Genomic DNA, 6,250 nt, shown 5'->3' on the forward strand with positions numbered 1-6,250 from the left:
ATCTCGCGTCGGGTCTTGCCCTCCTTGATGCGGCGCGCGGGGCAGCCCTGGTGGGCGGGTCAGGACGGACGGTTCGGTGCGGCGCGGTTGTCACGGTGCCTTCGTGGCCACGCAGTGCTTCTTGATGAGGTCGTAGGAGCGCACGCGGGCGTCGATGTCGTAGACAGGTGTGGTCAGCATGAGTTCGTCTGCTCCGGTATCGGCGGCCAGTTGCGCGAGCCGGCGTACGACGGCCTCGGGCGTCCCGCACGCCTGCTGTGCGCGGAAACCGGCGAGCGCCTGCCGTTCCTGTGCCGTGAAGGGATGGGCGGCGGCATCCGCGGGCGTGGGGAAGGGAATCTCGCTCAGCCCTTTGAGCAGTCCGGCCTTGACGACGTCCATGGGTCCGGCTCGCCACGCCGCTTCCTGCTCCGTCTCAGCGCATATCGCCTCCACGCACACCACAACCCGGGGCTGCTCGCACCAGCGGGACGGGATGAACGCCGCACGGTAGCGCTCCAGCACCGTGAACGTGTTGTCGGGCCGGATGTGGTGTGCGACGGCGATCGGCAGGCCGAGCCGCGCGGCGAGGGCGGCACCCGCGGTGCTGGAGCACAGCAGCCATGGCTCCGGCAGGGGACCGAGTGCCACTTCGTCGACCAGAAAGGACAGGATCGCAGCGACGTCGTCATGGTACTGCGCGTCCGTCGCCGGTCCGGCTCCGCGGCGCAATTCCCGCGCGGTGGCCTCGTCGAAGGTGCCAGGGCCTCGGCCGATACCCAGGTCGATGCGGTCCGGGTGCAACGCGGCCAGTGTTCCGAACTGCTCCGCCAGTGTGATGGGCGCGTGGTTGGGCGCCAGTACTCCGCCCGACCCGAGCCGGATGGCTGAGGTCGAGGCCGCCGCATGAGCGATCAGCACCACGGGTGGGAACGCGCCGATCGCGGGCGAATGGTGGTGCTCGGCGTACCAGATCCGGTGATACCCCAGTAGTTCGAGCCTGCGAGCGAAGGTGGCGGTGTCACGCAGGGTCTCCACGCCACGGGTCCCTGATTCGACCACCGCGACTTCCAGCGCTGAAATCGGCACATCGATCATGCCGTCAGCATAGAGATCAGTGTGCGCCTCAGGTGCAGTGGTCCCCACCGCAACGGTGCCCGGGCCGGTGAGTGAGGTCTGTGCGCCAGTTGCCTCCGGTCCGCGATCGCCATACTGGTCGACCGCATCAGTCGCCACGTCCGCCTCGCCCCACTGCCCGACAGGCACGGCGCCGGAGCCGCCCGTGGACCACCTGTGATCACCGAAGCCACCAGCCATGCAGAGGCGCCGCGGGGCGTGCCGAGAACGGAGGCGACACGGCGAGGGAACCCCGCCTCGCTCCGACAGGCTAGTTCGAGGACGTAGAAGTACTCGTCGTGTCCATCGTGGACGTGCGGTCCGGCGCCGACCACTCCGGGGGCCAGACCGAATCGGGGTCATCGGGCGGTACCGACCGTCCTCCTTTGCTCTGTTCATGGCAGAGGCCGGACTGCTCGTTCTCGCTGTCACTGCGCCCCGGCAACGGCTGGTGACCAGTGGCGTGCCGCTCGGCTCCTCCGCAGTCGCCACTCCGACACTCCTGCAGCACCCGTGTTCCGCCCAACTCGTAAGTGGTGCCATGCCCCAGCAGCAAGCGCAGCCGAGACGGGGTGGCGGCACCAGCGGCTCGAAGCGGTGATGGAGCAAGGAGTACTGGTGCCAGGTGTGTTTGAGCATGGTGAGCACGTCAATGACGGTCCGGAGTTGGTGGTCGATTCCGCAGGTGACGAGACCCGGCTGTCGGTTCCTCATTGTTCGGCCCTCGGTGGGGCATGTCCTTGACGCCGGTCTGGTGCATCGGCGTGTCAGGGGCGGCGATACTCAAACTGGCCGTCGAGCGCGGCACGGCAACAAGGCCGTCCCCCGACACTCGCCAAGGAGTCACGGCCCATGGATTGGGCCGCAGCATCGATACTTTTCCAATGAGGCCTCGGACGATGTCGCGTCGGGTCTTGCCGTTTATGCTGCGGCGTTCGTAATAGTCCTGGGTGCGCGGGTCGACACGCAGGCGATTCTGCACGATCCGGTGCAGGGCGGCGTCGGCCTGCCGGTCGCCGCCACGACTTAGGCGGCGGTATTGCCGACTGCCCTAGGAACGCTCGACAGGACTGACCCGCACAGCGCAGCGAAGGACGCCTCACCGTCCAGGCGTTCCGGGTTGTCCCCCACCGTGATCAGCAAAGCGACGGCCGTGTCCGAACCGATCCCCACCACGTCGAGCAGCCGCGGGGCATGACACTTGACGAGGCGGGTCGGACGAGCGTCCACATTCCGGATCTGCTCGGAGAGCCGGCCGATCCGGTGAGCCAGCAGACCCAGCGTGATCCGAGTGGCCTGCAGCACCGCCTCGTCACCGACCTTCTCGTGACCGCTCATGTCGGTGAACCGCGCGCAGGTCCGGAAGAGTTCGAGCTTCTATGCCTCACCGTTCGAAGCCGCCGCGACCCCGGTCAGGAGCAGAGTCACCAACCGCGTGAGCCGGGGGCGAACTCGGGGGCCACCTCGCCACATGGGGCTGCCCGCCATGAGCACCCCTTCCGTCCGACCGGCCCGGGACGGCCGGATACAGTGCGCGCTACGGCAGCCTGGTCACTCAAGGAGGGGAAGCGTGACCGACACCAGCGAAACCCGATCCGCCGACAGTGCAGCGCACGCGGCTCAGCAGAGCCGGCTGCACCGGCTGATGCGCTATCTCCCCCTGATCGCCCCCGTCCTGCTGTGGACCGTGCCCTGCTGGCTGCTGCTGCACACCGGCCAGCACTGGCCGCTCCCTGTCACGCTCGCCGGCACCGCCCTGTTCGCCCTCGGCCTGATCGGTATGCCGCTCGCGATGGTGCGCGGCCACGGCCGACGCCAGCAGGACTGGGCGGCGATCGTCGGAGACACCCTGCTGGGCACTATCTGGACCCTGTTCACCTGGTCCGTCGTGCTCGGCGTCCCGCTGCGGCTCGCCCTGACCGTGACCGACGTCGGCGACGGCCAGGACCGGGCCCGGATCGTCACCTGGGCGGTCCTCTGCGCAGCCACCGTGCTGCTCACCTGGGGGTACGCCGAGGCCCGCCGGGTACCACGAGTGCGCCGCCTCGACGTGCAACTTCCGCGCCTGGGAGCCGGGTTGGACGGCACCCGCGTCGTCCTCATCACCGACACCCACTACGGCCCGCTCGACCGTGCCCGCTGGTCGGCGCGGGTCTGCGAGACGGTCAACACCCTGAAGGCCGACCTGGTCTGCCACACCGGAGACATCGCGGACGGCACGGCCGAACGCCGCCGCGCCCAGGCCGCCCCGCTCGGCACCGTGCAGGCCACCTGGGCCCGGGTCTACGTCACCGGCAACCACGAGTACTACAGCGAGGCCCAGGGCTGGGTCGACCTGATGGACGAGTTGGGCTGGGAGCCGCTGCGCAACCGCCATCTGCTGCTCGAACGCGGTGGCGACACCCTCGTGGTCGCCGGCGTGGATGACGTCACGGCCGAGTCCGCCGGCCTCGCTGGCCACGGCGCCGACCTCGCCGGAGCCCTGCACGGTGCCGACCCCGACCACCCCGTCCTGCTCCTGGCCCACCAGCCCAAGTTCGTCGACCGGGCGACAGCCGGCGGCATCGACCTCCAGCTCTCCGGCCACACCCACGGCGGCCAGATGTGGCCCTTCCACCATCTGGTCCGCATCGACCAGCCCGCCCTCGCCGGCCTCAGCCGCCACGGCACCCGCACCCTCCTCTACACCAGCCGTGGCACCGGCTTCTGGGGCCCGCCCTTCCGCGTCTTCGCCCCCAGCGAGATCACCCTGCTCGTACTCCGCTCCCCGCAGCGGCCCCCCACGCCGTAGCGCTGGGCGGGCCGGCGGTTCCGCCTGGAGATGCTGTAGTGCGCCGGCACCCCGAAGAAGGGCTACGCATCCTGCAACGCCCTGCCCGTCACCAGCGGCACCACCGCCTTCCCGGAAGAGCAGACCGCGAAGAAGGGCATCGCACCCCAAACCGTCCGGCCGAACGCCACCGCGAACTCCCCCACCGCCTACGGCCCCAGCGACCTGCAGTCGGCTTACGGCCTGACCTCCGCCGCCTCCGTCAGCGGCTCCGGCAGGACCATCGCCACCGTCGACGCCTACGACGACCCCAACAACCGAGTCGGACCTGGCCGACACCCACGACAGTCAGGCTTTGATGTCCCTGTCCGGAGCTTCCCGCCGATCCGCTCCACCGCGGGCCGCACCGACACCGGCCAGACAAGCTCCACGGGGCGGCTGTGACTACTTCGACTTGCGCTGATGGCTGCGCTGGCAAGGCATCACCCCCTACAGCACTGACGGTGGACTGTGACCACTTCGCCGGAGGCGTGGAGTCGCCGGGAGAGGCCGCTGGCGCAGACGATCCCCCCGCCAGGACAGAGACGACAGCACACACGGAGCGCGCGGCGTCCAGCAGCTCCTGCACGCCAGCCACCATGCAGGCGAAGCCGATGTCCTGACATCCGGCACACCACGTCATTCCGAAGGAATGCGAAACTCGAATTTGGGGCGGTCCCACGGCACGGCGGGCGGGTTCGCGAGCGCGGTCCCGGTCCACACTGCACCGACGCGGTGATAGAAGTCCTCGGCGGGAAGATGCGACACGACCTCGACACGGTCGATCCCGGCGGCACGGGCCTCGGACTGCATGTGCGCAACAAGCCGCCGTCCAATGCCACGTCCTTGCGCTTCGTCGGCGACGAACAGCAGGTCGAGCTCCGGTGGAGCGAGGACGAGCGAGTAGAACCCGAGGACTCGGCCTCCATGATCGTCTGCGCCGACGGCTACGAAGGCGCGGTGGGCTTCGATGTAATCAGGACCGACCCGGTAGCCCGCCACTGCGGCTGCGTACTTACCCTCGTAGGCGCCCGAGCCACGCACGAGCCGCGTGAGCCGTTTGGCATCCCCCGCGACGGCCCTCCGTATCGTGACCGGCTGGCTGATCGGGGAAGTGCGTGAACTCATCGGGAGAGTATGTCGCACCGGGGAATGCCTTCCCGCGGCGGGTCGGCTGCCTGGGCAGACGTAACCTGGAGCGGGCCGTCGTCGTCTGCGCATGCAGGGATGTCCCGGGAGCTGACCGGATGCCCCCGCAGGCTGAGGACGGCTGAACCCGCCAACCGGCAGACCGCGCGCGTGACGCGGATATCGCGGCCTCGTGGAACCGCGCGACCTCCGAGCTGGGCCCCGGGGAATGGCATGGCTGATTCCCCGGGGCCGTGACATCCCGCGCGGGTGGAGCCGGTGACTCGGACTGAAAGCGCGTCGATGGCGGCCTGCCATGGGTACGCGTCGAGGTCGCCGTGGCGTGGCGGGTGGGGTGTGAAGCCGCCCTCTCCGAGGAGGAACGCGCGGAGCTCGCCAGCCTCACCGGTGACGACTACGACGCCCAGTTGCTCCGCTGGCGCGAGGCGTCGGAGACCAGACAGGCGGCCATCACCGCGCATGCCGAAGCCACCGACGACAGCAGATACGAGCTGGAACAGGGTGTGAAGAAGGCCGTGCGGCACGCCCAACGCCCAGCAGGCCCGATCCGCCGAGTAGCCGGCGCCACGCCTACCGCTGATCGGGCCAGGCGGCCAGCACATCACCGGTCTCTTCGTCGGTGAGGGTGAGCCGGGCACCGGGCATGCTGCCGTACTCGCCGATCCAACGCCGGAACTTGTCGCGCGCGGTCCCCTCTTCTTTCCCACCAGCCGTGCTGCACCGGTCGGCCACCGGTGGCGAGCAGCCAGGTGGTGGCGCCCGGGACTGTTCATGCGAGGCGGATTCCTCTGGACCGTCCCGGTTCGCGCACGATCCCGCTACCATCGGCGGAACAGTCTCGGCTACACGCCCACGCACACGACACACCAGTACCAACTCGACCTTTAGCGGCGGACGGACGGGCCGGATCTGGACATCACATCGTCCGGCCCATCCATGCTTTCGATACACGGCCTAGTAGGACTCCGTTAGGTTTGTCTTGATCTTGGTGTGGCCATGCTGGGCAGAGGTTGGTGGCAAGTGGTGCAGATGCCGGTCCAGCAGTTCAGCAGGCCCTGGAGGGCGTCGAGAATCTGGTAGAGGGTGAGTCCGGTGTGTCGGCTTTTGGGGCCAGCCGCTGCTCGGTGAGGAAGGCATGGGCGGCGGTGACCAGGATGACGTGGTGATGCCAGCCCGGCCAGGAGCGGCCTTCGAAGT

At 69.0% G+C, this 6,250-nt stretch carries 5 protein-coding genes and 1 pseudogene; 1 reads left to right on the forward strand and 5 read right to left on the reverse strand.

Annotated features, from left to right (window positions below; translation table 11 throughout):
• Positions 1 to 90: 90 nt before the first annotated feature.
• Together IE277_RS44180 and IE277_RS44185 are read right to left on the reverse strand one after the other, a co-directional pair.
• Complete coding sequence (locus IE277_RS44180; protein WP_189959442.1) at positions 91 to 1,077, reverse strand: MsnO8 family LLM class oxidoreductase; 987 nt, start codon at positions 1,075 to 1,077, stop codon at positions 91 to 93.
• Positions 1,078 to 2,121: 1,044 nt separating this feature from the next.
• Positions 2,122 to 2,433, reverse strand: a complete 312-nt coding sequence (locus IE277_RS44185) for a hypothetical protein (protein WP_189959435.1) — start codon at positions 2,431 to 2,433, stop codon at positions 2,122 to 2,124.
• Positions 2,434 to 2,665: 232 nt separating this feature from the next.
• Here IE277_RS44185 and IE277_RS44190 point away from each other — a divergent pair, with 232 nt between their 5' ends.
• On the forward strand, positions 2,666 to 3,886 hold the full coding sequence (locus IE277_RS44190; RefSeq protein ID WP_189959437.1) for a metallophosphoesterase: 1,221 nt from the start codon (positions 2,666 to 2,668) through the stop codon (positions 3,884 to 3,886).
• Positions 3,887 to 4,543: 657 nt separating this feature from the next.
• Here IE277_RS44190 and IE277_RS44195 read toward each other — a convergent pair.
• The 3 genes and pseudogenes from IE277_RS44195 to IE277_RS44205 form a co-directional block, all read right to left on the reverse strand.
• A complete protein-coding gene (locus tag IE277_RS44195; RefSeq protein WP_189959438.1) occupies positions 4,544 to 5,032 on the reverse strand; it encodes a GNAT family N-acetyltransferase in 489 nt (162 codons plus the stop codon).
• Between the two features lie 591 nt (positions 5,033 to 5,623).
• A complete protein-coding gene (locus IE277_RS44200; RefSeq protein ID WP_189959439.1) occupies positions 5,624 to 5,785 on the reverse strand; it encodes a hypothetical protein in 162 nt (53 codons plus the stop codon).
• 313 nt (positions 5,786 to 6,098) lie between these two features.
• Positions 6,099 to 6,250: pseudogene (locus tag IE277_RS44205) on the reverse strand (IS701 family transposase); the annotation flags it as partial.

The sequence above is a fragment of the Streptomyces alanosinicus genome (assembly GCF_014650595.1).
Classification (GTDB): Bacteria; Actinomycetota; Actinomycetes; order Streptomycetales; family Streptomycetaceae; genus Streptomyces; species Streptomyces alanosinicus.